This is a genomic window from Sanguibacter sp. A247, assembly GCF_052324925.1.
Lineage (GTDB): Bacteria > Actinomycetota > Actinomycetes > Actinomycetales > Cellulomonadaceae > Flavimobilis.
Window position 1 is genome coordinate 186,779 of sequence record NZ_JBQPRE010000001.1, and the last position, 26,758, is coordinate 213,536.

Sequence of the window (26,758 nt, forward strand, 5' to 3'; positions counted from 1 at the left end):
GACGCCGATCACGCCTAGCGTGAGCAACGACGCTGACGCCAGACGGACGGAGAAGAGACGATGAACCCGCAGTTCCGCACCGAGATCGACCTGCTCGGCCCCAAGGATGTTCCCGCCGACGCCTACTACGGCGTCCACACCCAGCGCGCCCTCGAGAACTTCCCCATCAGCCCCGCCAAGATCAGCGACATCCCCGAGTTCGTCCGGGCGATGGTCATGGTGAAGAAGGCCTCCGCCCTCGCGAACAAGGACATGTTCACGATCCCCGGCGACGTCGCCGACACGATCGTCGAGGCGTGCGACCTCATCCTCGACGAAGGACGGTGCCTCGATCAGTTCCCCATCGACGTCTTCCAGGGCGGCGCGGGAACGAGCGTCAACATGAACACCAACGAGGTCGTCGCCAACCTCGCGCTTGAGCTCCGTGGCCTGCCCAAGGGCAGCTACGACGTCATCAACCCCAACGACCACGTCAACCAGTGCCAGTCCACCAACGATGCCTACCCCACGGGCTTCCGCATCGCGGTGCACACGGTCGTCGAAGGGTTGCGTGAAGAGCTCGGACTCCTCGCCGCTGCCTTCGAGGCGAAGGGAACCGAGTTCGCCGACGTCCTCAAGATGGGCCGCACCCAGCTCCAGGACGCCGTCCCCATGACGGTCGGCCAGGAGTTCGGAGCATTCGGGCTGCTCATGCGCGAGGAGATGCGCTACCTCGCCCGCCAGATCGAGCTGCTCCTCGAGGTCAACCTGGGGGCCACCGCAATCGGCACCGGGATCAACACCCCGCTCGGCTACCCCGAGAAGGCCTCGTCCCGCCTCGCGGAGGTCACCGGGCTTCCCGTCGTCACCGCAGAGAACCTCATCGAGGCGACGAGCGACACGGGCGCGTACGTCGCCGTGCACGCGGGCCTCAAGCGCGTGGCCGTCAAGCTTGGCATGATCTGCAACGACCTGCGGCTGCTGTCCTCCGGGCCACGCGCGGGCCTCAACGAGATCAACCTGCCCGAGCTCCAAGCGGGGTCCTCGATCATGCCGGCCAAGGTCAACCCCGTGCTGCCGGAGGTCGTCAACCAGGTGTGCTTCAAGGTCATGGGCAACGACGTCACCCTGACGATGGCTGCGGACGCTGGTCAGCTCCAGCTCAACGTCATGGAGCCCGTCATCGCGCAGTGCGTCTTCGAGTCCGTGAGCCTCCTGCGCAACGCCGCCAAGGCGCTGCGCGAGAAGTGCGTCGACGGCATCACCGTCAACGCTGACGTCTGCCTCGCCTACGTCATGGGGTCCATCGGCATCGTCACGTATCTCAACCCGATCATCGGCCACCACAACGGTGACCTGGTCGGCAAGGAGTGCGCCCGCTCGGGCCGCTCCGTGCGTGAGGTGGTCCTCGAGATGGGCCTCCTCGACGAGAAGACGCTCGACGAGATCCTCTCGCCGGCCAACCTCATGCGGCCGCAGTACAGCGGCCACCTCTACAAGCACGACGACGATGTCACGCGACAGGTTGACGCGAGATGATGATGGTCATCCAGTTTCTAGTCGTCCTTGCGGCGATCTTCATCGGTGCCCGCCTCGGCGGGATCGCCATCGGCTTCGCCGGTGGCATCGGAGTCCTCGTCCTTGCGCTGCTCGGCGTCACCCCGGGGGCCATGCCTCTCGACGTGATCTCGATCATCATGGCCGTCATCGCGGCGATCGCCACGATGCAGGTCGCCGGTGGCATGGACTACCTCGTCGATCTGGCCGACAGGGCGCTGCGGAAGAACCCCAAGCACCTCAACTTCCTCGCGCCGGGCATCACCTACCTCATGACGATCATGGCGGGCACGGGCCACACAGCCTTCTCGACGATGCCCGTCATCACCGAGGTTGCCAAGGAGAACAACATCCGGCCCTCGCGGCCGCTGTCCATCGCGGTCGTCGCGTCGCAGATCGCGATCACCGCCTCCCCGATCTCGGCCGCGGTCGTGTTCTTCTCCGGGATGCTCGAGGAGGGTGACACGGGCGTCGACTACATCGGCCTGCTCGCCGTCGCCATCCCCTCGACGTTCCTCGCCTGCATGGCGACGGCCGCGATCATGATGGCGATCGACAAGGTGCGGGGCACGCAGAAGCTCGACACCCTGCCCGAGTTCCAGAAGCGTCTCGCCGAGGGCACCGTGGAGCCTCCGACAGGCCGCACGGAGCGGGAGATCACGAAGGGCGCCAAGGTCTCGGTTCTCATCTTCTGCCTCGGCCTCCTCGTCGTCATGACGTACGCGACCCTCATCTCCGACAAGGTGGGGCTCATCGAGGAGCCCGTGATGGGCCGTGATGCCGCGATCATCTCGATCATGCTGTCGATCGCCACGCTCATCGTCGTGTTCTGCAAGGTGCAGACGCCGGAGATCCTCACGGCCTCGACCTTCAAGTCCGGAATGAGCGCGGCCATCTGCGTGCTCGGTGTCGCCTGGCTTGGCACGACGTTCGTCAAGGCTCACGAGGAGGCCATCATGACGGCGTCCTCCGACATCCTCAAGAACAACACGTGGCTGCTGGCTGTCGTGCTGCTGTTCGCCGCAGCGCTGCTCTACTCCCAGGCGGCGACGTCGAAGGCGCTCATGCCGACGGCGCTCGTGATCGGTGTCTCCCCGCTCGGCATGGTCGCCGCGTTCCCGGCGGTGTCCGCGTTGTTCATCCTCCCGACGTACCCGACGCTGCTCGCGGCCGTCGAGATGGATGACACCGGGTCGACGAAGATCGGCAAGGCCGTCTTCAACCACCCGTTCCTCGTCCCCGGCCTCATCAACATCGCGATCGCGGTGGGGCTCGGCTACCTGTTCGGCTCAGTCATCCTCTGATCTGCACGACTGACGGCGTGGCCCCCCGGACGGGTGTGTCCGGGGGTCACGCCGCGTGGACGGTCAGGTGACCTGGTGGCCGGGTCCAGCTAGAGGGCGACGAGCAGCTGGACGAGGAGGATCTTCACGACCATGCCGAGGGCGAACGTGGCGGCGTAGCCCGCGTCGATGCGGTCGTCCATCGCGCGGCTGTTGGCATCCGCGAGGATGGCCGGCTGCCCGAGGAACCCGGCGAACGCGCCGGTCGTGCGCTGCGCCGAGATCCCGAGGCGCTTCGCACCGCCGAAGAGCACGAGGGCTCCGACGACGACGACCGCCGCGGCCGACGCACCGATGAGCAGCCCCTCGACGCTCAACGCGCGTGCCGCGAAGTCCTGGCCCGAGGAGAGGCCGACGGCCGCGAGGAAGAGCACGAGCCCGAGCTGGCGGATCGTGAGGTTCGCTGCGTGCGGCATGCCCCACACGACCGGGCCCGTGCGCTCGAGCCCGCCGAGGATCATCCCGACGACGAGCGGTCCGGCTGCCGAGCCGAGGGAGAACTCGATACCCCCGGGCAGGGGGATCGTCACGAGACCCGCGAGCAGTCCGAGGGTCATGCCGAAGCCCATCGTCAGGGCGTCGACCTCGGAGACGCGGCGCTCGGAGTCGCCGAGGAGCTTGCGGACTTCTTTGAGGCGGTCGCGGGGGACGACGGGCAGGACGCGGTCACCGAGCTCGAGGACGAGGTCGTCCTTCGCGAGGAGGTCGGCGTCGCCGCGGCGGACGCGGGTGATGACGCCGCCGTAGCGGCCGGGCAGGTCGAGCGAGCCCACGGTGCGTCCGGCGACGGTCCGGTTGGAGACGACGACGCGGCGGTAGTCGACCGAGCGGCGGTCGTCGGCGAGGTGGTGGTCGACCTCGCGTCCGAGGTGGTCGACGACGCGGGCGACGGCCGTTGCGGGCCCGACGACGACGACCTGGTCGCCTGGTCGGAGCTCGTCGTCGGCCGCGACGACGCGGGTGCGCCCGCCGCGTGCGAGGTAGGACATGCGTACGTCCTGCTCGTCCCACCCGGGAATGTCGGCGAGCCAGCTGGGGCGCTCGACCTCGACGGTCGTCGCGTACAGGCCTGCGCCCGAGACCGAGGCGGGGTCGCGTCGGGCGTCCCACACCTTGTTGACCATGCTCGCGACGATGAGGATCGCGACGACGACGCCCACGGGGTAACCGAGGGAGTAGCCGACGGCAGGGGCGTTGGACCCGGCCGCGTCGACGGCGGCGGCGAGCGCGGGGGTCGAGGTGAGGGAGCCCGTGTACATGCCCGCGGCGATCGCGCCGTCGAGCCCGAGGAGCTTGCCGGCGCCTGCGGCGACGCCGGCGGAGGCCACGAGGGCGATCGTGGCGACGACCATGAGGGGCCACTGTCGGCGCAGGTCGCGGAAGAACGTCGAGCCAGCGGCGAGGCCGACCGTGTAGACGAAGATCCCGAGTCCCAGGGTGGAGAGCAGTCCGAGGCCCTCACCGAGGCGGGGGTCAGCTGCGCCGACCGCGAGCCCGACGAAGAGTGCGCCTGCGGCGCCGAAGCGCAGGGGGCCGAAGGGGATCGCACCGAACGCCGTGCCGAGGGCGACGACGAGGAAGACGGTGAGAAGGGGGGACGACGCGAGGACGTCGAGCTGCACGGAGAGCTCCCTGTGCTGGTGGGCGACGGACTCCCACCAGAATAGGTGGGATGATTGCGTGATGGGGAAAGTCGTGACGTGTACGACAAGTAGCCCCGGTCACAGGCAGCCCATGATCTGACACTGGCGGCTGGTGTGTCACGATGGGCGTGTGGCTGACGTCGATACCCCCCGCCCGCAGGCCATACGACCGCGCCGCAAGCGCCGCCGCAGCCCCGGATGGGTCCCCGACCAGCACGGCGCCTGGGCCATGCTCATCGTCCCCCTCGCCCTCGGCGTCGTCCAGACCGGTCCCACCTGGATCCACCTTCCCCTGAGCATCGTCTGGATCCTCGGCTACCTCGCCTTCTACGCCACGGGACAATGGCTCCGCTCGCACCGCAAGGCCCGCTGGTTCCCGCCCGTGCGCGCCTACGTCCTCGCGTGCATCGCACCCGGGCTCGCCGTCCTCGTCCTGCGTCCAGACCTCCTCATCTGGGCGGCCGTCTTCGCCCCCCTGCTCGCCGTGAGCCTCGTCCTGCACCACCAGCGCAAGGACCGCACCCTCCTCAACGACGTCGTCACCGTCGTCGCCGGATGCCTCGTCCTGCCCGTCGCGCATCACGCAGGCCTCGACCGCGCCGTGCCCGCAGACCCAGCCGCCTGGGCGGCTACGTGGGTCGCGACCGCGCTCACCGCCGGCTATTTCATCGGGACGATCCCGTACGTCAAGACGCTCATCCGCGAGAAGGGATCACGCACCTGGTACGTCGGCTCCGTCGCCTACCACCTCGTGCTCTGCGCACTGCCGTGGGCGCTCGTCGCCACGACGACGGTCCCCTTTGGTCCTGTGCTCCCCACGATCTTCTACGGGATGCTGGCAGTACGTGCGGCTCTCGTCCCGCCCCGGGGTGCGACGCCGCTGCAGGCGGGTATCGGCGAGATCGTCGCGTCGATCGCGCTCGCCGCCATTGTCGTCGTGGAGGTGTTCTGAGATGTCCGGGAACCGCGTGGTCGTCGTCGGCGGAGGGTACGCCGGAATTGTCGTTGCCCGAGAGCTTGACGACGTCGCCGATGTCACGCTCATCGAGCCCAAGAGCGAGTTCGTCCACGCGACCGCGGCGCTGCGCGGCGCGGTCGACGTCAGCTGGGAGCCGCAGGTCTTCCTGTCCTACGACTCGCTGCTCACGCGCGGCCGTGTCATCCATGACCGTGCTCGACGCATCACCCCACGAGCCGTCCACCTCACGTCGACCGACGTCATCGAGGCCGACCACGTCGTCATCGCGACCGGAACGTCCTACCCCTTCCCCGCGAAGTTCATCGAGTCAGACGCCTGGGTCGCGCGAGCACGCCTCGGGCGCCTGCGCGAAGCCCTCGCGAGCAGCGACCACGCCCTGCTCGTCGGAGCCGGGCCCGTGGGCCTCGAGCTCGCAGGCGAGCTCCGCCACGCCTTCCCGGACATGGCGATCACGATCGTCGAGCAGGAAGACCGCATCCTTCCGTCGCCCGAGCTCGTCGAACCGCTGCGCGCGAGCCTGCGCACGCAGCTCGAGGAGGCAGGCGTCCGCTTCATCCTGGGCGCACGCCTCGCCTACCTGCCCCCCGTCGACGTCGCTGTGCGCCAGCCCTTCACCGTCGAGACGACGACGGGCGAGAAGATCACGGCTGACATCTGGTTCCGCGCCTATGGCAACCGCGCCGAGTCCGACACGCTCGACGGAACCCTCGCCGCGGTACGCCGGGGCGACGGGTCGGTGCGCGTCAACAGCTTCCTCCGCGTCGCCGGGCACGGCACCGTCTGGGCCGCCGGCGACGTCACCGACGTCAAGGAGTCCAAGCGCGCGCAGCACGCGATCGCGCACGCGCACGTCGTCGCCCAGAACATCCGGTCCGTCATCGCGGGCGAGGAGCCGAGCACCGTCTACCGGCCGGAGCCCGAGATCGTCGTCGTGCCGCTCGGACCCGAGGGCGGAGCGTCCCAGGTCATGCGCCGCGACGGATCACGCGTCGTGCTCGACGCGGCCGAGACGAGCCGCATCAAGGGGCAGGACCTCATGGTGGGTCCGATCAAGGACATCCTCGGCCTCGAGTGACGACCGTGCCCGTCAGCGCCGCTCACGGTCAGTGCTGCTCCAGGTCAGCCCTGCGTCGTGTGGTGCGCTGAACGCCGCAGGATCGGAGCCGCGGGGAGCGCCAACCGTTCGGGGCCCTCCGAGCCCGCCGCATAGTCCGCCATGGGCACGAGTTTGCGGTGCCATGCCTCGCGAACCGGCTCGAGGATGCGCCAGCACTGTTCAGCAGCCTCGGCTCCGACGGACAGGGTGACGTCGCCGTCGAGGATCTCAGCGAGCACCTCGGAGTAGGCGAGCAGCTGACCGTCGCCGAGCTGGCTCACCAAGGCCTCGCGTCGTAGCCGAAACGGATCTGGTCCGCCGGTGAGATTGAGGTGGAGCTGCATCTCGTCCGGACCGAGAGTGAAAGTGAGCCGGCCGCCGTCGGGGACGTCGCCGGTCAGTCCCGAAGCGAGATGTCGCACGGGCCGGAACCGGAGGGTGACCTCGGAACGTGGCTGAGCGAGAGCCTTGCCGGAGCGTAAGCGGAACGGGACCCCGGCCCACCGCTCGGTCCGGACCTCGCACACCACCTCCGCGTAGGTCTCGGATGCGCGCCCAGGGTCGACACCAGGCTCGTCCACGTAGGCGACGGACGTGCGACCGTCGATCGCACCGGCCCCATACCGGCCTCTCCGGGAGAATGTCGCGGGATCGTCGTTCCAGAGATGGGTGGCGCGCAGCGCTGCGGTCTTGGCCGCGCGCAGGGTCCGTGCGTCCATCGCGGCCGGCGGCTCGAGAGCGATCAGGCTGAGCACCTGGAGCAGGTGGCTCTGGATCATGTCGACAAGCGCACCCGCGTGGTCGTAGTAGCGGGCGCGATCTTCCAGGCCGAGCGACTCGTCGAAGCGGATATCCACCGATTCCACGTGCTCTGCATTCCAGGACGGGGCGAAGACTCGGTTGGCGAGGCGGACGCCGAGGATGTTGAGCAGGCTCGATCGGCCGAGGAAGTGGTCGACCCGGAAGATGCGGTCCTCCGGCACAAGCTTGCGAAGGACGCTGGTGAGCTCGTGTGCGCTGCTCTCGTCAGTCCCGAACGGCTTTTCCAGCGCGAGGACGGTGTGCTCGGGGAGATCGATCGACGCCAGGACGTCACAGCACCGCCGAGTCACGGCTGGTGGCAGGGCGAAGTAGATGACCAACGGGCCCTGGGCGCGCGCGACAAGGCTGTGCATGCCCGCCCTGTCCGTGACGTCCGTCGTGGTGTAGGTCGTCTCGCCGAGCCGAGAGACCTCAGCCTGGGCGCCCACCTGCGCGAAGCTCGTCGCGACCGTCTCGCGCCAGGTGGCCGTGCTCCACTCATCCGAGCCGGTGCCGTGCACGACGATGTCGCGGTCCGGCTCACGCTGAAGGAGCTGGCCCAGCGCGGGCAGGAGAAGACGAGACGTGAGGTCCCCGGAGGCCCCCAGGATCAGCAGCGTCGTTGTCGCCATCGCTCCAGGGTATTTCGGATGCCGCGACCCGCCACCGCGCGCTGCGCGAGGACCGTGCAAGGATTGATCGGATGGCGACACCTATCGAGGACTACGCCCTCTTGAGCAACTGCCGTACCGCGGCACTCGTCTCCCGGGACGGGCGCATCGATTGGCTCTGCCTCCCACGCCTGGACTCCCCGTCCGCCTTCGCCGCGCTGTTGGGCGACGCCGACGACGGAAGCTGGCACGTGCGCCCGAGCGACCCCACCGCGACCGTCACACGTCGATACGACGACGACACGTTCATCCTCATCACCCGGTGGGAAACTGCGACCGGCGTCGTGGAGGTCCACGACTTCATGCCTGTCGGGCCGCAGGCGCACGTTGCGGTCGACCGGACCGATCTGGTCCGTCGGGTCGTCGGTATCTCGGGGTCCGTCGAGCTTGCCGTCGATCTACGCATCCGGTTCGACTACGCACGCGCCACGCCCTGGGTTCGGCAGACGGGCAGCCCGAAGACGCCCGAGCTCATCGCCGTCGCTGGCCCGGACGCGCTCGTCCTTCGTGGAATTCACATGACTGCCGACGACCACAGGCACACGGCCCGACTCGAGGTTGCGCAAGGCGACGAGCACAACCTCGTGCTGACCTGGTACTCCGCGTTCCGCCCTGTGCCAGGGGCGCTGCATGTGGCCGAGGCCCTCGAGCAGACCCGAGACTGGTGGCAGACCTGGGCTGATCGGGTGACCTACGAGAGCGAGTACCGCTCGGACGTCGTGCGCTCGCTCCTCGTGCTTCGAGCGCTGACCAACCATGACACCGGTGGGATCGCCGCCGCTGCGACCACGTCCCTCCCAGAGGACTTCGGTGGTGCCCGCAACTGGGACTACCGCTTCGTCTGGCTCCGTGACGCTGCCCTCACCCTCGAGGCGCTCCTCAGTCACGGTTTCGTCCAGCTTGCCGATGATTGGCGTACGTGGCTGCTCCGGGCCGTCGCCGGTGATCCTGCCGACCTGCAGATCATGTACGGCCTGGCTGGCGAGCGGAATCTCGCCGAGTACGAGCTGCCGCATCTCGCTGGCTATCGCGGGTCGCTCCCGGTGCGGGTCGGCAACAGCGCGTCTCTGCAGTACCAGGCCGACGTCGTCGGTGAAGTCCTCGTCACGCTGTCCGCGGCACGCGAAGCTGGCCTGAGGGACTCGGAGTTCTCGTGGGCACTCGAACGACACCTCGTCCGCTATGCGGTTGACCAGTTCGAGAGACCTGACAGTGGCATGTGGGAGGTCCGGGGGGAGACGCAGCAGTTCACCCACTCGCGCGTCATGATGTGGGCGACCTTCGATCGTGCGATCCGTGCGGTCGAACAGCACGGGCTCGAGGGGCCGGTTGCTCAGTGGCGCGAGATGCGGCGGCGCGCTCGGGAGGAGATCGACACGCACGGTGTCGTGAACGGGCACTTCACCCAGTACTACGGTGCCGAGGACGTGGACGCTTCCCTGCTGCTGCTTCCCCAGGTCGGGTTCTGCGCGCCAGACGACCCTCGCATGCTCGCCACGGTGGAACGGATCGAGGAGTCGCTCATGGTCGACGGGCTTGTGCTCCGCTACCGCACCGGCACGGGCATCGACGGGCTCCCCGGCGACGAGCAGCCGTTCCTCGCCTGCTCGTTCTGGCTCGTCGAGCAGTACGCGACGACCGGACGCCTCGATGAGGCTCGCGCGCTCATGGCGCGGCTCCGCACCTGCTCGAACGACGTTGGCCTCTTGTCGGAGGAGTTCGACCCGCGGCGGAACCGACAGGTCGGGAACTTTCCCCAAGCGTTCTCGCACCTCGCTCTCGTGCGCGCCGCGGATGCTCTCGCGGGAGTGGGAAAGCAGCCACGCTGAGGTGAACGGCGCCCCCGGGCGCTGGTGTGGCCGCGCCGTGTCGCCCGGGCCGAGTCGACGGCCCGGGCCCGGCATTGCCGAAGAGCCGCGATCATTGAGATCGCGGCTCTTGGTGACGACGCGGAGGATGGCGTCGTGGCGGGCGGACGGTCAGTGGCTGCTGAGCTCCCGCCGCGGTTCTTAGCGGAGGTAGAGCGGGGACTGATCGGGCACCCGGTGGAGGTCCATCTTCATCCGGAGCTCACCCTGGGGCGTCGGAACAGCGGGGACCGCGTGACGCTTGAGCCACCGGACGACCTTGGCGACGGGCTGCTGGACGGAGGACATCTCTCTCACCTTCCTGGACTTCTGTGGTCGTGCTGACACCTCAATGATGACGGCGAATCGGCTTAAGCACAATCGAATTGTTGTGGACCTAGGGTTTAGAGTTACTACATGGCAACGGATGCACGCAGGCTTTCCTTTCTCTTGGCCGTCCACAGGGCTGGCGGAGTGCTCGCAGCCGCGGATCTCCTGCATGTCACGCCCTCGGCCGTGTCCCAGCAGATCGCGCGCCTCGAGAAGGAGGAGGGCGTCACAGTGCTCGACCGCGGTCCCCGCGGAGTCACCCTCACACCCGCCGGACGCGTCCTCGCCGAAGCTGCCGAACGGATCGAGGGTGAGCTCGTCTCAGCCCGCAAAGAGCTCGCCGCCCTGGGCGACGACGTGGCCGGAACGGTGACGGTCGCCTCCTTCGAGACGATCACCGTCGCCGTCCTCGTCCCCGCGCTCGTCGCCCTCAAAGAGCTCCACCCCGGCGTCGACATCGTCCTCAAGGACATGGAGTACGCCGAAGGCGTGCGCTCCCTGCGCGCAGGCGAGGTCGACATCGTCCTGCACGAGCGCGACGAGCACACCAAGCCCAACGCCGGCCGCGGCCAACGCGACATCCCCGTCCTCGACGAACCCTGGCGGCTCGCCGTCCCCGCGTCCATGCCCACACCCGGATCCCTTCACGAGCTCGCCGGAGTGCGCTGGGTGGGCCCCGACCCCGGGACGGCCGCTGCCCGCGCCCTCGGCCGCCTCGGCGAGGAGATCGGCGCCGAACCCATCGTCCGGCACTCGTTCTACGAGTTCGGCGTCGCCCTCGCGCTCGTCGCAGCAGGCGAAGGCGTCGCGCTCCTGCCCGCGCTCGCCCTGAGAGCCGGCGTGCCCGACGGCGTCGAGGTTGTCACCATGCCCGGCCTCGGAACCCGACGCATCGTCGCCCGGCACCGCCACAGCCGCCACGAGCCCGGCCCCGCCGTCGCCGCCGCCCTCGAGGCCATCGGCGAGGCCGCCGCGAGCATCGACCTGCCATGACCCGCACCTCCCGCACGAACCCCACCCGTCACCGCACCCCGAGCGACACGACGGCAACGACGAAAGAAGACCACATGCTGAGGATCATGACCGTCTGCACGGGCAACATCTGCCGGTCACCCATGGCACAGATCGTCCTGCAGCACCGCCTCGACGCCGCAGGTCTCGGCGCCCACGTCACGGTCGACTCGACCGGGATCTCGGACGAGGAGCACGGCCGACCCCTCGACCGGCGGGCACGGACGGCGCTCGTCACGCGCGGCTACGCCGTGCCCGCGCACGCCGCCCGACGCGTCCGGGCCGACGAGCTGCCCCGCTACGACCTCGTCCTCGCCATGACCCAGCACCACGCACGCGTCCTGCGCTCGATGCTCCCGACGGGCGACGAGCGCGTCGTCATGTACCGCGCCTTCGACCCCGCCGCGCCCGCGCTCACCGACGGGCACGAGAGTCCGCTCGACGTCGCCGACCCCTGGTATGGCGGGCCCGACGACTTCGAGACCTGCCTCGACGAGATCGAAGCCGCCGCCGACGGCGTCGTCGCTCACGCGCGCACCCTCCTCACCCGCCGCACCTGAGCCGGCACCCTCCGTCGGGCAGGATGGCCTCATGAAGGTCTCGCAGCGTGCCTCAGTCCCGCCGTTCGCCGTCATGCAGATCATCGCGGCCGCCAACGCACGCCGCGCCGCAGGGCAGGACATCATCAACCTCTGCGCCGGCGAACCCGCAACAGGAGCGTCCGACGCGGTGCGCGACCGCGCGCGCGAGTTCCTCGACGGCCGCAGCCTCGGCTACACCGAGGCGCTCGGAGCTCCCGCGCTGCGCGAGGCGCTCGCCCAGCACTACGGGCGCTGGTACGGGATCGACGTCGACCCCGCACGCATCGCCGTGACGACCGGCTCGTCGGGCGGGTTCATGCTCGCGTTCCTCGCAGCCTTCGACGTCGGCGACCGCGTTGCGCTCGTCCGCCCCGGCTACCCCGCCTACCGCAACATCCTCGCGACCCTCGGCTGCGAGGTCGTCGAGCTCGCTGCGGGCGCCGACGTCGGCTACGCACCCACGCCCGCGATGCTCGACGTCGCCCACGCCGAGGCCCCGTTGACCGGCCTCGTCCTTGCGAGCCCCGCCAACCCGACCGGCACGATGATCGACCCAGCCCGCCTCGCCGCGCTCGCGGGCTGGTGTGCGGACCACGACGTGCGGCTCGTGAGCGACGAGATCTACCACGGCATCGTGAGCGACCCCGCCCGCTGGCCGGGCGCGACGGCAGCCGAGCACCTCGCCTCCGGGGCGGTCGTCGTCTCGTCGTTCTCCAAGTACTGGGCCATGACCGGATGGCGCCTCGGCTGGCTCGTCCTGCCCGACGACCTCCTCGCGCCCGTCGACGCGCTCGCGGGCAACGTCGCACTCTGCCCGCCCGCGCTCGCACAGCATGCTGCCGTTGCCGCGCTCGAGCCCGCGGGGTACGCCGCGGCGGCGCGCGACGCCGAGCAGTACGCGCGCTCTCGCGAGGTGCTGCTGGGACGCCTCGACGAGGCCGGCTGGAGCGAGGTCGCACCCGCTGACGGGGCCTTCTACGTCTACGCGAGCATCGCCGGCTCGGGCCTTTCCTCGCCCGAGTGGTGCGCGCGCCTGCTCGATGAGGCGGGCGTCGCCCTCACTCCCGGGACGGACTTCGACCCCGTCGACGGGCACCGCTGGGTGCGCGTGTCGTGCGCGCAGGACCCGGCGACGATCGCGGAGGCGGTCGACAGGATCGCCGCGTGGCGCGCGACGCTGTGAGCGCGACCTCCCCGTGAGACAGCAACGGCGGGCGCTCCCGTGAGGAAGCGCCCGCCGTTGCCCGGGTTGTCTCGGGGGAAGGCAACCCAGCCAGGTGGTTAGTGCACGTCGCGGCGTCGGAAGACGACCCACGAGAGCACGATGAGCAGCGTGACGACCGCGCCGAGGAAGACGGCGGCCTCGCCGCCCGTGACGAACTTCTCGATACTCTCACACGCCATATATCCGTCGGGATCCGGCTTGCAGACCTCGATGTAGTACGACGCCTTCCCGTTCATCACGGCGCTGAGCTGGGTCGACAGGAACCAGCGGTGCAGCCCCGACTGCCAGAACATCCCCGCAAAGACCGCCTCGACCACGACGAAGTACCCGCCGACGACGCCGATCACGGCGGCTGTGTGACGAAGCAGTGCCCCGAGCGCCGCGCCGACCGCACCGCCAACGATGACGACCCCGACGGAACGCGCCACGACGCCCGCGAGCTTGGCTGTGTCGAGCGGCGCGTCCGACGGGATTCCGCGGAGCGACGTCCACGCGGCCGTCCCCAGGATGCCGAGGGCGGCGACGAGCACGGCAGCGCCGAAGGCGACCACCGCCGCGGAGGCGAGCTTGGAGAAGAAGACAGGCGTACGGCGCGGGGCGAAGGTCAGCCAGTTGCCGAGCGACCCCGTCGAGAATTCCGCCGCCGTGAGCGAGGCACCGAGCAGGACCATGAGCGCAGCAGCGAGCGAGAGCAGACCTGAGGTCTCGCTGCCGACACGCTCGGCGAAGCCGTCAGGAATCCACGTGTAGTACTGGAGCTTCGGCGGCTCGAGGATGCCTTCGCAGCCCCAGTCCTCGGCGCTCACACCCTGCTCCTTGGCTCCCTCCACGCAGCCTGCATAATCTGCCTGGTGGGACTGCTGCCACATCGCGAGGTCGGCCTCGTACTGGGTCTGGGCGCGAGCCGTCTCTGCGGCGTCGGGCATCTTCGTCGAGGCAAAGTTGCCCACGAGGAAGATGAAGCACAGGCCGACGAGGCCCGCGAGGATGATCCAGGTCGCGCGGCGGGACCGGGCGCGGAGGACTTCAGCTGCGATGAGTCGCATCACGCCTCGCCTCCCTCGGTGTTCGTCGGTCGGCCGTAGGGGCTGGCCGGTGGCGGTTGGGGAGCGCCGGCCGGTGGTGCTGCCGCTGCCGCTGCCGGGGAGGCAGGTGCGGCGTGCATGCCCGGGGTGTGCGGAGTCTGGGGAACCCCGGCAGTCGTACCCGGACCCTCGCCTGCGGTGAGCTCAAGGAAGAACGCCTCAAGACCGGCACGCTGAGCGACGAGCTCAGAGACCCACAGGTCGTGGTGGGCGAGACGGCGGGTGATCTCGGCCGGGTCATCAACTCCCGTCACTGCGAGCATCACGCCGTCGCGGCTCACCCCGAGGCCGCCCTCGCGCAGCACACGCTCGGCGGCGTCCGGCTGATCGATGCCGACACGGATGGTCGTCGTCGCCTGGGAGGCGAGCAGGTCCTTGACGCGGCCCTGTGCGAGCGTGCGGCCCCGGCCGATGATCGTCACGGTGTCAGCCACGTGCTCGACCTCGCTGAGGATGTGGCTCGAGACGAGGACGGTCTTGCCCGAGGCACCGAGCGAGCGCATGGTCTCGCGGATCTCGTGGATCCCGGCGGGGTCGAGGCCGTTGGTCGGCTCGTCGAAGATGAGGAGGTCTGGGTTCTTCAGCAGGGTCGCTGCGATCGCGAGGCGCTGCTTCATACCGAGCGAGTACGTCTTGAAGAGGTCCTTGCCGCGGTCCGTCAGGCCGACGTCCTCGAGCACCTGAGCGACAGCGCGCTCCGGCGCGCCGATTCCCTTGGCGAGGATCTCGAGGTTGCGACGCGCGGACATCGTCGGGAAGAACTTCGGCTGCTCAACGATCGCGCCGATGCGCCCGATGACCTCGGGCAGTTGGCGCGGGATCGTGTAGCCGAGGATGTTCATCGTGCCGGCGTCGGCGTGGATGAGGCCGAGAAGCATGCGGATCGAGGTCGTCTTGCCCGAGCCGTTGGGGCCGAGGAAGCCGTGGACGCCCCCGAGCGGGACGTCGAGGTCAAGGCCTTGGACGGCGACCGAGCGTCGCCCGGTCGCGCTCCGGTACGTCTTGCGCAGGTTGCGCGTGGAGATCGCAAGGTCGCCTGGTGAGGCGCCGTCGAACGTCGTCGTCATGGTCCCCCGTCTCTGTCGGCCCCGATGGCCGCGCATCGCAGCAGGTCCGTGCGACCGCCGCCCCTCGGAGACTAGTGGGACAGCGGGTGAGGCGTCGCGTTCTGGGGGACGTGTCCCCGTTCTGGGTGCGCCGCACCTCACCCCTGGGGCGCATACTCGCCGCGTGGGCGTCTGCGACGCCGGGTGACGGCGAACTGGCAGAATGTCACGCATGGAACGCACCCGGGTCGTCGCGGCGATCATCGTCGACGACCTCGTGGCACCGACGCGCGTGCTCGGTGCGCGCAGGGTCCGTCCGGAGCGACTCGCCGGCCGGTGGGAGTTTCCCGGGGGCAAGGTCGAACCCGGCGAGAGCGTCCTCGGGGCGCTTCGTCGCGAGCTCCACGAGGAGCTCGCGGTCGCTGTCGAGATCGGGACCGAGCTCGCGGGCCCGCACGCCGACGGATGGCACGTCACGGAGCGACACACCATGCGGCTGTGGTTCGCGACGCTCGCGAGCCCCGAGCCGGTTCCCCTCACCGAGCACGACGAGCTGCGCTGGCTCGACGCCGCGACCCTCGACGACGTGCCGTGGCTCGACGGTGACGTCGAGATCGTCGACGCGCTGCGGCCGATCCTGCTGCGATAGCCCCGCCCCCAGGTGGCGGCTGTGTGGGCTGTTGCACATCCCACGGGCTCATCTTGACTCGGCTGGCGCGTGCATCTTCTACTGACTGACATGGATGACTCTGGCAGTAGTACCTCGGGCCCCCTCTCCTCGATGACCGGGAGGGTGGCCTGATGGATCAGGACACGGTGCTCAACGTCCTGCTGGTCGTCGTCTTCGTCCTTGTCGGCGGCGTCTTTGCCGCAACCGAGCTTGCGCTCGTCTCGCTCCGTGAGGGGCAGGTCGACAAGATGGAGAGGGAGGGCGGACGAGCCGCCCGCACCGCGCGGCTCGCGCGCGATCCCAACCGCTTCCTTGCCGCCGTCCAGATCGGCGTGACCGTCGCCGGGTTCCTCTCAGCGGCCTACGGGGCCTCGACCCTCGCTCCCGACTTCGCTCCGCTGCTCACGTCGCTCGGCCTGTCAGCAAGCGCAGCCTCGACGACGTCCCTCATCGGTCTGACGCTCCTCATCGCCTACCTGTCGCTCGTCCTGGGCGAGCTCGTCCCCAAGCGTCTCGCGATGCAGCACACCGAGAAGCTCGCGCGTGCCGTCGGCCCGCCGCTCGACGTGTTCGCGCGCCTCATGCGCCCCGTCGTCTGGACGCTGTCCAAGTCGACGAACGGCGTCGTGCGCCTCCTCGGCGGTGACCCGGACGCGTCCGGCGACGAGATGAGCGACGAAGAGCTGCGCGGGATCGTCACGGGGCACGAGGGCCTGGCACCTGACGAGAAGCGGATCCTCGGCGACGTGCTCGACGCGGGCGCGAGGTCCCTCGCGGAGGTCATGCGTCCTCGCACCGAGGTCGCGTTCATGAGCGCCGACCTCACCGCAGCCGGTGCCCTCGACGTCGTCGCGGACGCGCCGTACTCGCGCTACCCCGTGATCGGCGAGAACTTCGACGACGTCCTTGGGTTCTTGCACGTGCGAGACCTGTTGCGGGCAGCACCCGGCGTCCACGTGCGAGACCTCACGCGCGAGATCCTGCTGCTGCCGAGCACGAACCGCCTGCTGCCGGCGATGTCGCAGATGCGGCGCGACGGCGTCCACATCGCCGTCGTCGTCGACGAGTACGGCGGCACGGACGGGATCGTCACGCTCGAGGACCTCGTCGAGGAGCTCGTGGGCGACATCCGCGACGAGTACGACGAGGCTGAGCCCGCTCACATCCGCGCTGCCGACGGCATCGCGCGGGTCGACGCAGGCGTGACGATCGAGGAGTTCGCTGAAGAGACGGGCGTCGAGCTCGAGGACGGCCCGTACGAGACCGCCGCCGGGTTCGTCATCGACCGACTGGGGCGCCTCGCCGAGGTGGGCGACGAGGTCGTCGTCGGTGAGGCGATCCTGCGCGTCAGCGAGGTCGAAGCTCGCCGCATCCGCGCCCTCGAGGTCACCCTCCCAGCGCTTCCCCACTGACGGCGAGCACGGGCTGACCCCGGGGGCCGGCCGCGGAGAACCCGGCCAGTCCGACCCGAGCCCCCTGGGGTCTAGCGCGCGGGGCGCCCTGCGCGCGTGAGGTGGACCGCAACCTCGTAGTGGGACGTCTGCGGGAACATGTCGAGCACCTGCGCCTCCAGAACCCGCAGGGACGGCATCGCGCGGAGGTCCTTGGCCAGGGTGAGAGCATTGCAGCTCGAGTAGATGACGTCCGAGACCGCTGACGACTCGAGCCAGTGCGCGAGCTCGGCACCGACCCCGCGCCGAGGCGGGTTGACGACGACCATGTCGGGGACGTCGCTCGGGGCCGCGGCGAGCGCGAACGCTGTCGCGTCGGCCGCAAGAAAACGTGCGTCGAGCCCGTGCTCGCGTGCCGTGAGCGCAGCCGACGCGACGGCCTCCTCGCTCACCTCGACCCCCAGCACGTCGCGGCCCTCGCCGGCTGCGCGCAACGCAAAGCCTCCGACACCGCAGTACAGGTCCCAGACGCTGCGCGGGTTCGCGGCCCCGACCCACGCAGCGCCGAGGTCGTAGAGGGCAGCAGCGACCGGGGTGTTCGTCTGGAAGAACGAGCGCGGCCGCAGGTGCAGCCCGACACCACCGACCCGCATGAGCAGGGACGACGCCTCGGTCAGGACGATCTCTCGGTCACCCTCGAGCACGGCCTTGTGCTCCGGCTGGACGTTGAGAGTGACGACGCGCAGGCCCGGCAGGGCCGCAAGCAGCCAGGGCAGGTGCTTGCGCACCCGAGCCTCAGGTTCGGTCGACCGCACGACGAGCCGCACCATGAGCTCGTCGTCCGCTGACAACGTCACGAGCACGTGCTTGAGCTCACCCGTGCGCGCGGGAACGTCGTACGGCTCGAGCCGAGCGCGCGTGACGAACTCCGCAATGGCCGGCAGCGCCGCAGCGAGCGGCTCCTCGTGCAAGCCGCATCCGCGCAGGTCGACGCCGCGTCCCGCCTCGTCGAGGATCCCGAGCGTCGGCGCCGCGACCGTCCCGCCCACGACCATCTTCGCCTTGTTGCGGAAGCCAGCCGGGGGCGAGGCCACGGGCGTCAACCAGGTGGCATCAACCGCCGACGGGACGTCGGCGAGCAACAGCCGAGCGTGCGCGTCCTTCGCCGCGAGCTGCTGCGGGTACGGCACACCGAGATGGGTGCACGACCGGCAGACGCCAGCGTCGAAGTAGTCGCAGTGCATGGGCCGGCGCAACGAGAAGTGACCCGAAGGGGTCAGCTACCGCAGCCGCACCCGCCGCAGCCGCAGCCACCCGCGGCCGGGGCGTCCGACTGCTCGAGGACGGCGGCGTCGATGTCCTCACGCGGCGTGAGCGTGATACCCACCGGGCCTGCGGCCGTCGCAGAGCCCGAGCCGATGTGGCTCGTCCCCGCGTAGACCTCGGAACGCGTGTCGGCGAGCTGCGAGAACTCCTGGGCGCTGCCGTGCGTCGAGACGCCGGCAACCTCGTAGCCGGCCTCGTCGATGGCTGCGCGCAGCGAGTCCTCCGAGAGGGCAGCGTCAGAGAGGATCGTCACCTCGGACGCCTCACCCACGTTGAGGTCGACCGAGACGTTCTTGACGCCGGCGACGGCCTCAAGCTCCTTCGTCACGGCGGACACGCAGTGGCCACAGGTCATGCCGGTGACGTCGAGTGTGGTGATGGTAGGCATGTGATCTCCAACGTTCAGGGCCGGCGGAAGCATTCCCATTCTCGCACCGGGCGGCCGTCAGCGGTGCGACGCATGAGCCTCATCGTCACCAGGGGTAGGGCTTGTAGTCCTTGAGGAAGACACCGAAGACGTCCTCGCCCGCCTCGCCGCGCACGATCGGGTCGTAGACCCGGGCGGCGCCGTCGACAAGATCGAGCGGTGCGTGGAAGCCCTCTTCGTGCAGGCGCGCCTTCGTCGTGTGCGGACGCTCGTCCGTGATCCAGCCCGTGTCGACGCTCGTCATGAGGATCTGGTCGGACTCGAACATCTCGCGCGAGCTCGTGCGCGTCAACATGTTGACCGCGGCCTTCGCCATGTTCGTGTGCGGGTGGCCCGGGCCCTTGTAGCCGCGGTTGAACTGGCCCTCCATCGCCGAGACGTTGACGATGTACGTGCGCCGGGCGGGGGACGCCGCGAGGGAGGCGCGCAGCCGCGAGACGAGGATGAACGGCGCCGTCTCGTTGCACAGCTGGACCTCGAGCATCTCGAGCGGGTCCACCTGGTCGACCTTGTCGACCCACGAGTTCTGCGAGACAAGGTCGGGCACGAGGCCGCCCGCGTCGATCGCCGTGCCCGTCGCGACCCGGTCGAGGGACGACGAGCCAGCGGTGAGCGCAAGCTTCGTCAGCAGCCCGGGAGCCGTGACGGACTCCTCGACGTGCGTCGAGACCGGCACGCCATGGTCGCGTCCGCCCGCGCGCACGGACGCCTCGAGCGCCGCCGGGTGCGCGTCGACCGACCGACCGTACGTCGTCACGGGCGGCAGGTAGGGGAGCTCGGGGAGCGGCGCAGACTCGGCCGCGGCGAGCGGCGCGTACGCGCCAGGGGAGCGGCGCACGGTCTGCGCGGCGTTGTTGATGAGGATGTCGAGCGGCCCCTCGGCCGCGACGTCGTCGGCGAGCGCCATGACCTGTGCGGGGTCCCGCAGGTCGATGCCGACGACCTTGAGGTTGTGGATCCAGTCGGCCGCGTCATCCATCTGCGCGTAACGGCGGACGGCGTCGTTGGGGAAGCGCGTCGTGATCGTCAGGTGCGCGCCGTCGCGCAGGAGACGCAGCGCGATGTACATGCCGATCTTCGCGCGCCCGCCCGTGAGCAGTGCGCGACGGCCCGTGAGGTCCGTGCGTGCGTCGCGCCGGGCACGGTTCTCTGCCGCGCAGCTGGGGCAGAGCTGGTGGTAGAAGACGTCGATGTCCTGGTAGGGCTGCTTGCACACGTAGCAGCCCTGCGGCTTCGAGAGGCGTCCCGCGAAGTTGCCCTGAGCCGAGCCGGGACGGATATCGATGCCCTCGGTCTCGTCGTCGATCCGCGTCGGCGCGCCCGTGGCGGTCGCCTCGATGACCGCGCGGTCGGCGTCCTGGATCGCGGCCTTCGCCTCGTCGCGGCGCTGCTTCTTCACCGTCTTGTAGAGCTTGGCCGTGGCACGCTGGAGCGCGACCTTGTCGGGGTGCTCGGGCGGCAGCGCGTTCGCGGCCTCAAGGACCTCGAGCGCGCGCGCCAGTTCGTCAGGGCTCAGCTGGGGGGTGGCAGACACGTGCTCAAGTATCCCTGAGCGCGCAATGACGCCGGACACATCGCTGGCGCACCCCGGGTGCGCTTCTGCACCCAGCATTGGTTGATGCCGGGTGCAGAGCCGGTTGCTTGCGTGGGCGAACCTCCTAGGGGTGCATGGGCGCAAGTCACTGGTCTGGGTGAGGCGCGCGCGTGCTCCGGTGGTCGGTTGCTTGCGTGGGCGCACCCCGTGGTGGTGCGTGGGCGCAAGCCATTGGTGGGCGGGCGAGCGCGCGCGCCGGTCGTCGGTGGCTCGCGATAGCGTCAACCTGGACGACGGCGCCCCGCTGTCGGCAGAAGGGACAGCACATGGATGTCGCGCTCGGGCTCGAGGGCCTGCGCAAGACGTTCGGCACGAAGGTCGCGGTCGACCGTGTCGACCTCGCAGTGCCGACCGGTTCCTTCTACGGTCTCGTCGGCCCCAACGGGGCAGGCAAGACGACGACGCTCTCGATGGCGACGGGCCTCCTGCGACCGGACGCAGGGCGCGTCACCGTGCGCGGCACCGACCTGTGGGCCGACCCGGTCGCCGGCAAGTCGCTGCTCGGCGTCCTTCCCGACGGCGTGCGTCTCTTCGACCGCCTCACCGGTCTGCAGCTCGTCGTCCACGCGGGGATGCTCCACCGCATCCCGCGCGCGACCGCGTACGAACGCGCCCTCACGCTGCTGCGCGCCCTCGACCTCGAGGCCGACGCCGAGACCTTCGTCGCCGACTATTCCGCCGGCATGACGAAGAAGATCGCGCTCGCATGCGCGCTCGTCCACGCCCCGCGACTCCTCGTGCTCGACGAGCCCTTCGAAGCCGTCGACCCCGTCTCGGCCGCGTCGATCCGTGCGATCCTTGCCGACTACGTGCGCACGGGCGGCACCGTCATCGTGTCCTCCCATGTCATGGACCTTGTCGAGCGCATGTGCGACCACGTCGCGGTCCTTGCCGCCGGGCGCGTCCTCGCCGCCGGCACGGTCGACGACGTCCGCGCGGGCGTCAGCCTCGAGGACCGCTTCGTCGAGCTCGTCGGCGGACGCCGCACCGGGGAAGGCCTCGAGTGGTTGCACAGCTCCTGAGCCTGCGCTGGCAGACCTACCTCGGCACTCTCCGCCGGAGCGTGTGGCAGGCGATCGGCTCGGTCATCGCGATGCTCTACGCGCTCGGCGGCGGCGCGCTCATGCTCCTGGGTGGCCTCTTCGCAGGGCTGCAGCACGACCTCTCTGCCGAGATCATCGTTGGTGGATCGATGCTCGTCCTCGGCTGGGCCGTCGGACCTCTCCTCGCCTTCGGACTGGACGACACGTTCGACCCACGGCGACTCGCCCAGTTCCCGCTCACCACGCGCGACCTGATTCTCGGCACGTCCGTCGCCACGCTCCTCGGCCCCGGGGGTGTCTTCACGGTGCTCGCCGCGCTCGGCGCCGTCGCCGCCTGGATCACCGCGCCCGCAGCGGCAGCGGTTGCGCTCGTCGCGGTCCCGCTCGGCGTCGTCACCGCCGTCGTCGGAGGTCGCGCAACGACGTCGGCCGCGCGCCCGCTCGTCGAAGGACGACGCGGTCGCGACGTCCTCGTCGGCGTCGTCGTCCTCGGCATGTCTGGCCTCGGACTCACGCCGCTCCTGTTCGGCGAGTTCGAGCTCAACTTCGGAGAACTCGCGCTCACGGCCGCCCCGTGGCTCTCGTGGACACCGTTCGGTGCGGCGTTCGCCCTGCCCGCCGACATCGCGGCAGGTCAATGGGGCGCGTTCGCCGGGCATCTGGCGATCGCCGTCGCGACGCCATCCCTGCTCGTGCTGTGGTGGCGTCGCACGCTCCGCACGTCGACGGGCCGACCCGCCCACACGTCGTCGGGACACAGCCGCGGCCTCGGCGTCCTCGGACGCGTCCCGGACTCCCAGTTCGGCGCAATTCTCGCGCGCTGCCTCACCTACTGGGTCCGTGACCCGCGCTACCTCACCTCGCTCCTGTCGATCCCGGTCATCGTGCTCGTGGGCACGCTCCTCGCAGGTCAGAGCAGCTGGCTCCTGCTCATGGGACCGATCGTCGCCTGGACGTGCGGCTGGGCGATCTCCGTCGACGTCGCCCTCGACTCGACCGCGTTCTGGACGCACGTCGCCGCACCGATGCGCGGGGTCGCCGACCGTTGGGCGCGCGTCGTCGCGATCGGGGCCCCGGCGCTTGTGCTCACCGGCGCGTCCGTCCTCTGGAGCGTCGCCCGCACAGGACGCTGGGAGACGACGCCCGCGATCCTCGGCGTGAGCGTCGCGGCGCTCCTTGCCTCGCTCGGGCTCGCCTCAGTCGTCTCAGCGCTCGTGGTCTTCCCCGTCAACGAACCCGGTGACAACCCGTTCGCCTCGAAACAAGGTGGCTCGATGGCCGCGATGATCTCCCAGGGCGTGGGCACGCTCGTCCTCATCGTCGTGCTCGCGCCAGCGGGAGTGCTTGCTGTGCTCTCGCTCGTGCGTGACTCAGCGACGATCGGCTGGGGTGCCGCCGCGATCGGGCTCGCCATCGGGCTCGCTGCGCTCACCGGAGGTGTCGCGTTCGGGGCGCGGCGACTCGACGCGACCAGCCCCGACCTGCTCGAACGGCTCCGTTCCTTCTAGCCCGAGACGCATCGCTAGACCGGAACGCATCGCGCCCGGTGCGAGCCGGGTTGGTTGCGCTGGCGCACCCCTGGGGGGTGCGGGGGCGCAAGGTGCTCGGACGGGTTGGCGGGGGTGGGGTGCGGGGGCCGGGTTGGTTGCGCTGGCGCACCCTTGGGGGGTGCGGGGGCGCAAGGAACTCGGGACGGCACCACCGGGGTGGTGCCCGACGGAGTTGGCCCGCGTTTGGCGGTGTGCCCGGTGCCGGACGGCCCGGGCGAGTCGGGTTGGTTGCGTGTGCGCACCCCTGGGGGGTGCGGGGGCGCAAGGTGCTCGGACGGGTTGGCGGGGGTGGGGTGCGGGGGCCGGGTTGGTTGCGCTGGCGCACCCCTGGGGGGTGCGGGGGCGCAAGGAACTCGGGACGGCACCACCGGGGTGGGGCCCGACGGAGTTGGCCCGCGTTTGGCGGTGTGCCCGGTGTCGGACGGCCCGGGCGAGTCGGGTTGGTTGCGTGTGCGCACCCCTGGGGGGTGCTGGGACGCAAGGTACTCGGACGGGCTGGCGGGGGTGGGGTGCGGGGGCCGGGTTGGTTGCGCTGGCGCACCCTTGGGGGGTGCGGGGGCGCAAGGAACTCGAGCGGGTCGGCGGGGGTCCGCGCGGCTCATGTGGACCCCCGGGCGTCGCTACACCCAGGGCGACTCGGGGCGGTGATGCTCGGGCGCCGGGGTGAACTCCGCGGGCTTCCCCGGCGTGAGGTAGGTGCGCGCAAAGTGCAGCGACTGCGCGAGGTCGGCGCGACGCTCCGTCGCGTCACGAGCCTTGCGCGTCCCGATCTCGACGACGACGTCGCCGTCGAACTCGTCGCGCGCGAGCGTCTGCAACAGCTCGCGCACGGGTTGCGTACCGCGACCGGGCACGAGGTGCTCGTCGAAGCCCGAGTCCGTGCCGTCGGTGAGGTGAACGTGCGCGAGCCGCGGCCCGAAGAGTGCCGCGAGATCCACGCACGACTGCCGGGATGTTGCCGCGTGCGAGACGTCGAGGGTGACGCGGTCGTAGTCGTGCTCCGTCGGGTCCCAGCCCGGCAGGTAGCCCATGTACTCGCGTTTGCGACCCCGCCACGGATACATGTTCTCGACCGCGATCGTCAGCCCGGAGTCCTCCGACAGTGCGCGCACCTGCTCCGCGAAGTGCCGTGAATAGCCGCGCTGCCACGCGAACGGTGGATGCACGACGACCGTCGACGCTCCCAGGGTGAGGGCCATGTCGACGGTCTTGGCAAGCTTGTGACCCGGCTTCGTGCCCCACACCTGCTGCGAGACGATGAGCGTCGGCGCGTGCACGGACCGGATGGGCATGCCCGTCTCGCGCGAGAGCTGCGCGAGCGCAAGATCGTCGCGCGAGATCTTGTCGTTCCACACCATGACCTCGACACCGTCGTACCCGAGCTCGGCCGCGAGCTCGAACGCGATCGGTGCCTTACGTGGGTAGACGCTCGCGGTCGACAGGGTCACGTGGGGTCGCGCTGACGGTTCACCAGCCATGTCGTCCACAGTAGTCCGGGGCCGCCCGGTCGTCGCGGGCGCGGCCCGTTCGTGGCCGCGCTGGTCGGAAGGGCCTCGCGTCCGCAACGATGGGGGCATGCCTGCCGACCGCGAGAGCCTCTTCCCGGGGACGACGTTCGTCTCGACCGTCCTCGACGCCGCCGACACCAAGGCGGAGATGTCCCGTTGGCTCACTCGGGTCTACCTCATGCGCGCCGCGATGGCGGGCCTGATCATCGGTGTCTTCTACCTCGCCAACTACGCGATCATCGCGGCGTTCGTCGCGGTCGACCCCGGGCTGGGCACGATCGGTCGGCTCGCGGGCGCGATCGTCTTCGGCTTCGCGCTCACATTCATCTACTACACGCGCTCCGAGCTGCTCACGTCGAACATGATGATCACGACGATCGCCGTGTACTACCGGCGCATGCGCGTGAGTCGCATGGGTGGCCTGCTCGCGCTGTGCCTGCTCGGCAACGCGCTTGGCGGGCTCGTCATCGCGGGGCTCGTGTCAGCCTCGACGCTGCTCGACGGGTCCGCGGGCGACCTCGTCACTCGCGCCGTGGAGACGAAGCTCGCGTTCGTCACGGGTGGGTTCGACGGCATCGCTGACCTCTTCGTCCGCGCCGTCTTCTGCAACTTCCTCATCAACCTCTCGATGCTGCTCGTCTACAACGGGCTCGTGAGCTCCGACGGCGTCAAGGTCGTCGCGATGAACGTCGCGGTCATGCTCTTCGCGTTCCTCGGCTTTGAGCACTCGGTCGCCAACACGGTGCTGTTCATGGTCGAGGGCCTCCACGCCGGGGTGTCGCTCGGGGCGGCGGCCGCGAACGTGGGCGTCGCACTGCTCGGCAACTTCGTTGGTGGCGGGCTGCTCATCGGCTGGTACTACGCGTACGCGAACGACCCTGTGCGACGTCGCCGCGCGGGCCTGAGCGAGGTCGGCGACGCACGGGACCGCGCCGCGGGGAGCGACCAGCCGAGCTAGTCGACGGCCGGCTCGGCCGTGTCGGCGTCAGACAGCGGGGGCGCCGGAGAAGGGACGGGCGTGCCCGTGGGCTCCGGGAACGCGGGTGCGACCGTGGGCGCGTCTGTGGAGAGGTCGGTCGGCTCCGTCGTCGGGCCGGGCGATGCGGGGCCAGGCGACGCGGGGTCCGTCGGCTCGACGGTGGGGACGTCCGTCGGCTCGTCCGTCGGCGGGACGGTCGGCTCGTCCGTCACGGTCGGGGAGGGCACGGGAGTCGGCGACTCCGTGGGCGTCTCGGTGGGGACCGGTGCGCGCGTCGGCTCATCGGCCGGAGGCGTCGTCGGTGCGGGCCGTACCCGCTCGCGAACGCGAGTGATCGTCGTGCCCGAGCCCTCAACCCCCCGCAGCGCCTTCGAGAGCGGTCGACCCAGCCCGAGCTCGACGACGGTGAGCGTGAGCACGATGACGAGGAACGTCGTGACGGCGACGATCCCGAACGCGCGCCTCGCGCTGCGGCGCGCGGGCGCCATGAGCGCCCGACCCTCGGCGAGGGTCGGAGCGTCGGCTGCGACCGTGCGTCCGGGCGCGGACGTGGCGCGATCGAGCTGAGGGCCGACGGGCACGACGAGGGGGGTCTCACGCGTGACCACAGCAACCTCGGGCGCTGCCGCAAGAGGAATGACGTCCGTCGTGACGACCGGCTCGAGCAGTCCCGTCGACGCAACCTCGGTGGGCGGCGGCACGCGTGAAGGCTCGAGCACCGCGGTCTCCTCGGCCGACGACGACGTGCGCAGGTAGCGCGGCGCCAGCTGCGTGACGACGACCTGTGTGCGCACGAGGGAGCGCGTGTAGGCGTAGTTCGCGAACGCCGTGAGGATCGCGGCAGCCGCCGCGCCAATGAGCGTCCCGGCAACCCCGAGATAGGACAGCGCGACGGTCGAGGTCACGGCCGTGAGCACGCTCGCCACAATCTGCACGGTCGAGGGCCGCGCGGGCATGGCTGGCTGCGGGCGCGACGACGCGGTCGTCGGGGTGACCTGGTCGTCCGACGGCCGGTGCGGGTGTGAGGGGCGCGAACTCATCATCGACAACTCTAGTGAGCGGCCGTGGACCTCGCG

General features: G+C 70.1%; 23 protein-coding genes. 13 read left to right on the plus strand and 10 right to left on the minus strand.

The features are described 5' to 3' along the window. Positions 1–60 precede the first annotated feature (60 nt). Positions 61–1,518 (plus strand): aspartate ammonia-lyase, encoded by a 1,458-nt coding sequence (gene aspA / locus ACTVCO_RS00830; protein WP_443726490.1) that lies wholly within the window; start codon positions 61–63, stop codon positions 1,516–1,518. Then, positions 1,515–2,840, plus strand: a complete 1,326-nt coding sequence (locus ACTVCO_RS00835; protein WP_443726491.1) for an anaerobic C4-dicarboxylate transporter — start codon at positions 1,515–1,517, stop codon at positions 2,838–2,840. The genes aspA and ACTVCO_RS00835 overlap by 4 nt, the downstream gene beginning before the upstream one ends. 89 nt (positions 2,841–2,929) lie before the next feature. On the opposite strand, the gene ACTVCO_RS00840 is transcribed toward ACTVCO_RS00835, so the two are convergent. Next, positions 2,930–4,501, minus strand: coding sequence for an aspartate:alanine exchanger family transporter (locus tag ACTVCO_RS00840; protein WP_443726492.1), 1,572 nt, complete (start codon positions 4,499–4,501; stop codon positions 2,930–2,932). A 151-nt stretch (positions 4,502–4,652) separates the two neighbouring features. On the opposite strand from ACTVCO_RS00840, the gene ACTVCO_RS00845 reads away from it, so the two are divergent. Together ACTVCO_RS00845 and ACTVCO_RS00850 are read left to right on the plus strand one after the other, a co-directional pair. Next, positions 4,653–5,474, plus strand: a complete 822-nt coding sequence (locus tag ACTVCO_RS00845) for a YwiC-like family protein (RefSeq protein WP_443726493.1) — start codon at positions 4,653–4,655, stop codon at positions 5,472–5,474. Between the two features lies 1 nt (position 5,475). Next, on the plus strand, positions 5,476–6,576 hold the full coding sequence (locus ACTVCO_RS00850) for an FAD-dependent oxidoreductase (protein WP_443726494.1): 1,101 nt from the start codon (positions 5,476–5,478) through the stop codon (positions 6,574–6,576). Between the two features lie 44 nt (positions 6,577–6,620). On the opposite strand, the gene ACTVCO_RS00855 is transcribed toward ACTVCO_RS00850, so the two are convergent. After that, on the minus strand, positions 6,621–8,030 hold the full coding sequence (locus tag ACTVCO_RS00855) for a glucose-6-phosphate dehydrogenase (protein WP_443726495.1): 1,410 nt from the start codon (positions 8,028–8,030) through the stop codon (positions 6,621–6,623). 71 nt (positions 8,031–8,101) lie between these two features. On the opposite strand from ACTVCO_RS00855, the gene ACTVCO_RS00860 reads away from it, so the two are divergent. Next, a complete protein-coding gene (locus tag ACTVCO_RS00860) occupies positions 8,102–9,898 on the plus strand; it encodes a glycoside hydrolase family 15 protein (protein WP_443726496.1) in 1,797 nt (598 codons plus the stop codon). A 180-nt stretch (positions 9,899–10,078) separates the two neighbouring features. Here ACTVCO_RS00860 and ACTVCO_RS00865 read toward each other — a convergent pair whose 3' ends face one another. Beyond that, complete coding sequence (locus ACTVCO_RS00865) at positions 10,079–10,225, minus strand: hypothetical protein (protein ID WP_166412512.1); 147 nt, start codon at positions 10,223–10,225, stop codon at positions 10,079–10,081. A gap of 108 nt (positions 10,226–10,333) precedes the next feature. Between ACTVCO_RS00865 and ACTVCO_RS00870 the strand changes: the two genes are divergently transcribed. The 3 genes from ACTVCO_RS00870 to ACTVCO_RS00880 are packed head-to-tail and all read left to right on the plus strand — an operon-like array spanning position 10,334 to position 13,021. After that, the gene (locus ACTVCO_RS00870; RefSeq protein WP_443726497.1) at positions 10,334–11,239 is read left to right on the plus strand and encodes a LysR family transcriptional regulator; all 906 of its coding nucleotides are present in this window, start codon (positions 10,334–10,336) and stop codon (positions 11,237–11,239) included. After that, complete coding sequence (locus ACTVCO_RS00875) at positions 11,236–11,817, plus strand: low molecular weight protein-tyrosine-phosphatase (protein ID WP_443726498.1); 582 nt, start codon at positions 11,236–11,238, stop codon at positions 11,815–11,817. The genes ACTVCO_RS00870 and ACTVCO_RS00875 overlap by 4 nt, the downstream gene beginning before the upstream one ends. A gap of 31 nt (positions 11,818–11,848) precedes the next feature. Continuing rightward, the gene (locus ACTVCO_RS00880) at positions 11,849–13,021 is read left to right on the plus strand and encodes a pyridoxal phosphate-dependent aminotransferase (protein ID WP_443726499.1); all 1,173 of its coding nucleotides are present in this window, start codon (positions 11,849–11,851) and stop codon (positions 13,019–13,021) included. Positions 13,022–13,119: 98 nt separating this feature from the next. Here ACTVCO_RS00880 and ACTVCO_RS00885 read toward each other — a convergent pair whose 3' ends face one another. Both ACTVCO_RS00885 and ACTVCO_RS00890 read right to left on the minus strand, forming a co-directional pair. Next, complete coding sequence (locus ACTVCO_RS00885; RefSeq protein ID WP_443726500.1) at positions 13,120–14,109, minus strand: ABC transporter permease subunit; 990 nt, start codon at positions 14,107–14,109, stop codon at positions 13,120–13,122. Further along, the gene (locus ACTVCO_RS00890; protein WP_443726501.1) at positions 14,109–15,215 is read right to left on the minus strand and encodes an ABC transporter ATP-binding protein; all 1,107 of its coding nucleotides are present in this window, start codon (positions 15,213–15,215) and stop codon (positions 14,109–14,111) included. The genes ACTVCO_RS00885 and ACTVCO_RS00890 overlap by 1 nt, the downstream gene beginning before the upstream one ends. Before the next feature lie 211 nt (positions 15,216–15,426). Here ACTVCO_RS00890 and ACTVCO_RS00895 point away from each other — a divergent pair, with 211 nt between their 5' ends. Then, complete coding sequence (locus tag ACTVCO_RS00895; RefSeq protein WP_443726502.1) at positions 15,427–15,843, plus strand: (deoxy)nucleoside triphosphate pyrophosphohydrolase; 417 nt, start codon at positions 15,427–15,429, stop codon at positions 15,841–15,843. Between the two features lie 152 nt (positions 15,844–15,995). After that, positions 15,996–17,276, plus strand: coding sequence for a hemolysin family protein (locus ACTVCO_RS00900; RefSeq protein WP_443726503.1), 1,281 nt, complete (start codon positions 15,996–15,998; stop codon positions 17,274–17,276). A gap of 71 nt (positions 17,277–17,347) precedes the next feature. Here the strand turns inward: ACTVCO_RS00900 and rlmC are convergent, their stop codons facing one another. The 3 genes from rlmC to ACTVCO_RS00915 all read right to left on the minus strand — a co-directional run bounded on the left by rlmC (position 17,348) and on the right by ACTVCO_RS00915 (position 20,554). After that, positions 17,348–18,499, minus strand: a complete 1,152-nt coding sequence (rlmC, locus tag ACTVCO_RS00905; RefSeq protein ID WP_443726504.1) for a 23S rRNA (uracil(747)-C(5))-methyltransferase RlmC — start codon at positions 18,497–18,499, stop codon at positions 17,348–17,350. Between the two features lie 32 nt (positions 18,500–18,531). Further along, positions 18,532–18,969, minus strand: a complete 438-nt coding sequence (locus ACTVCO_RS00910; RefSeq protein ID WP_443726505.1) for a heavy-metal-associated domain-containing protein — start codon at positions 18,967–18,969, stop codon at positions 18,532–18,534. Positions 18,970–19,054: 85 nt separating this feature from the next. Further along, on the minus strand, positions 19,055–20,554 hold the full coding sequence (locus ACTVCO_RS00915; protein ID WP_443727129.1) for an SDR family NAD(P)-dependent oxidoreductase: 1,500 nt from the start codon (positions 20,552–20,554) through the stop codon (positions 19,055–19,057). A gap of 314 nt (positions 20,555–20,868) precedes the next feature. On the opposite strand from ACTVCO_RS00915, the gene ACTVCO_RS00920 reads away from it, so the two are divergent. Beyond that, positions 20,869–21,624 (plus strand): ABC transporter ATP-binding protein, encoded by a 756-nt coding sequence (locus ACTVCO_RS00920; protein WP_443726506.1) that lies wholly within the window; start codon positions 20,869–20,871, stop codon positions 21,622–21,624. Continuing rightward, positions 21,606–23,153, plus strand: coding sequence for a hypothetical protein (locus ACTVCO_RS00925; RefSeq protein ID WP_443726507.1), 1,548 nt, complete (start codon positions 21,606–21,608; stop codon positions 23,151–23,153). Before ACTVCO_RS00920 ends, ACTVCO_RS00925 begins: the two co-directional genes overlap by 19 nt. Positions 23,154–23,815: 662 nt before the next feature. Here ACTVCO_RS00925 and ACTVCO_RS00930 read toward each other — a convergent pair. Then, positions 23,816–24,673 (minus strand): sugar phosphate isomerase/epimerase family protein, encoded by an 858-nt coding sequence (locus ACTVCO_RS00930; protein ID WP_443726508.1) that lies wholly within the window; start codon positions 24,671–24,673, stop codon positions 23,816–23,818. A gap of 97 nt (positions 24,674–24,770) precedes the next feature. Here ACTVCO_RS00930 and ACTVCO_RS00935 point away from each other — a divergent pair, with 97 nt between their 5' ends. Further along, positions 24,771–25,661 carry a formate/nitrite transporter family protein gene (locus ACTVCO_RS00935; RefSeq protein WP_443726509.1) on the plus strand — a complete coding sequence of 297 codons (891 nt, stop codon included), beginning with the start codon at positions 24,771–24,773 and terminating at the stop codon, positions 25,659–25,661. Here the strand turns inward: ACTVCO_RS00935 and ACTVCO_RS00940 are convergent. Next, positions 25,658–26,725, minus strand: coding sequence for a hypothetical protein (locus ACTVCO_RS00940; RefSeq protein ID WP_443726510.1), 1,068 nt, complete (start codon positions 26,723–26,725; stop codon positions 25,658–25,660). The genes ACTVCO_RS00935 and ACTVCO_RS00940 overlap by 4 nt on opposite strands. Positions 26,726–26,758 lie beyond the last annotated feature (33 nt).